Origin of the sequence: Arthrobacter sp. Hiyo1, assembly GCF_001263615.2 — a bacterium.
In the GTDB taxonomy this organism is placed as follows: domain Bacteria; phylum Actinomycetota; class Actinomycetes; order Actinomycetales; family Micrococcaceae; genus Arthrobacter.
In genome coordinates this window covers 100018-102385 of record NZ_DF952472.1, presented here as the reverse complement: position 1 = coordinate 102385, position 2368 = coordinate 100018, and the positions used below count along the sequence as shown (strand labels likewise).

Genomic DNA, 2368 nt, shown 5'->3' with positions numbered 1-2368 from the left:
GCGACGGTCGGCATGATCGTCCCGTCCGCGTCGTACTATTTTCCCGGGGTTATCCGGGGCGCGGAGGCGGCCGCCCAGGAAGCGGGAGTTCGGCTGGTGCTGGGGGTTTCCAACTACTCCGGGGCCGAGGAACGGCGCCAGCTTCGCCGTCTGTTTGAACACGGCGTTGACGGCATCCTGGTTACGCCCAGTGAGGTTTCCTTGGCCGGAACTGAAACCCTGGCCTTGCTGGCTGAGACGGCGGTGCCGGTTGTCGTCGTCGAACGCTCCATCGACGACATTTCTGAAGAGTGCCGCCTGGAATCCGTACGCAGCGACCATGTGCGCGGGGCGGAGATCGCGGTCAACCATCTCCTGTCCCTCGGCCACAGAAGGATTGCCTTGTGCGTCCGGGAGAAGACTCCCACTGCCTCCCAGGTCATCGAGGGCTACCACCTCGCCATGCGGCGGGCCGGGACCCCGCAGGACTCCACCATGGTGCGCCCCGTCTCGCGTGCGCTGAACGATCCACAGGCGCACCGCCTGGTGGTGGAAGGGATTCTCGACTGGTGCGCCGAGTCGCACGTGACCGCTGCGATCGTGCACAGTGATGAGGACGCGCTGCAGTTCGCCAGCGCCTGCCAGGATCGCCGCGTCCGCATCCCCGGGGACTTGGCTATCATCGCGTACGACGACGAAATCGCGGCGCTGGGTACCGTTCCCCTCACCGCCGTGGCACCGCCAAAATACGACGTCGGCCACGAAGCGCTGCTGATGTGCCTGAACCGGATCGGAGCCCAGCGACGGGGCGTGTCGGCGCTGCAGCGACTGAGCCTCTCTCCCAGCCTCAATATCCGGGATTCCACCCAGAGCCAGGCTCTTCACGTCGGGGCCGCCGAATGACGGAAGCCAAGACAACTTCACTCCGGTTCTAGTGTTCAATTCTGTTCATTCCGTTGATATGTTTACTCGCTGACCGTTTCACTGGGAGTTAAGTGCTTCAAGGCACACCACGACTTCGCATCGTGAACTTCAAAGGAGAACAGAATGAAGCGTCGCCAGCTTCTGCTCGGAGCGGCCAGCCTCGTGGCCAGTGCCGCCCTCATCACGGCCTGCGGGACAACCCCCTCCGCAACCCCGACCCCGGCTCAAGAACCCACCGGCACCATCACGTTCTGGTCCTCGCTCGCCGGGATGGACAAGGTCGCCGCAGCGTTCAACGCAAGCCAGAACAAGATCAAGGTCAACTTCGAAACCGTCCCCAACGGCGCCAGCGGGGGTTACGCCAAGCTGTCCACTGCCATCACGGCGGGCAACGGTCCCGACGTGGCCACCATCGAATACCCGCAGCTGGCCCAGTTCGTCAGCAACGGTCAGCTCCAGCCGCTGGACGGACTGATCGACAAGTCCGCAACGCTGGACAAGCTCTCGGACCAAGCCCGCGGACTGGTGCAACTCGGCGGGAAGACCTACGCCCTTCCCTACGACACCACCCCGATGGTCATGTGGTACCGCAAGGACCTGCTGGAAAAGGCAGGCGTTGAGGTTCCAAAGACCTGGGATGATTTCGAGAAGGCCGGCCAGAGGGTCAAGGCAGTGGCGCCGAACGCCTACCTCGCCAGCTTCTACCCGAACGATCCGGTCGTCACCGCGGGCCTGGCCTGGCAGGCCGGTGCCAAGTGGTTCTCAACCGAGGGCGACACCTGGAAGATCGGCGTCAAGGATGAGGCCACGCAGAAGGTGGCCAACTACTGGCAGAAGTTGATCGACGAGAAGATCGTCAAGGTCGAACAGTCCTTCAGCGACGAATGGTCCGCCGATCTGGCCAGCAGCACCGTTGTCGGTGTCCTCGGCGCGAGCTGGAGTGCCCCTGGCCTGCAGTCGCGTACGAAAGCAAACAACCAGGCCGGCCAGTGGATTGCGGCCGAGGTGCCGAACTGGGGCAATCCCTCGAACGGTTTCCTGGGCGGTTCCAGCTTCAACATCCCCAAGGGTAGCAAGAACCCCGCCGCTGCAGCTAAGTTCATCGAGTTCCTCACCACCAACCCCGACGCCGTCAAGGCCCGCGGCAGTGCCGGCTCGGCCTACCTGGCGTTTCCAGGACTGACTCCAGTGGCGAAGGGCGCGTTCGACGCGAGCTACTTCGGCAACGACATCTACGCCGTCTTCGACAAGGCCTTCGCCTCCGTCAGGAGCGGCTGGCAGTGGGGACCGAACTGGGACCTCACCAACACCGCCATGAAGGATGCTTTCGGCAAGCTGACCACCGGCGGCACCGTCAAGCAGGGCATCGAAACCGCGCAGACTGCCACGGTGGGCGGACTCAAGCAGAACGGCCTCTCCGTCAAGGAGTAGGCCCGCCCGGCGGGGTGGCTTCATGGCAAGCCAC

2 protein-coding genes are annotated in these 2368 nt (G+C 63.9%); both read left to right on the top strand.

Features of this window, described 5'->3' with window-relative positions; all coding sequences use genetic code 11:
* On the top strand, positions 1 to 882 hold an 882-nt coding region (locus tag AHiyo1_RS14110), incomplete at its 5' end, for a LacI family DNA-binding transcriptional regulator (RefSeq protein ID WP_059388993.1).
* A gap of 144 nt (positions 883 to 1026) precedes the next feature.
* Positions 1027 to 2334, top strand: coding sequence for an ABC transporter substrate-binding protein (locus AHiyo1_RS14105; protein ID WP_059388992.1), 1308 nt, complete (start codon positions 1027 to 1029; stop codon positions 2332 to 2334).
* Positions 2335 to 2368 lie beyond the last annotated feature (34 nt).

Bases quoted from the DNA above. Each gene is read 5' to 3' on its own strand.
- AHiyo1_RS14105 (WP_059388992.1), top strand. From the start codon at position 1,027: ATGAAGCGTCGCCAGCTTCTGCTCGGAGCGGCCAGCCTCGTGGCCAGT.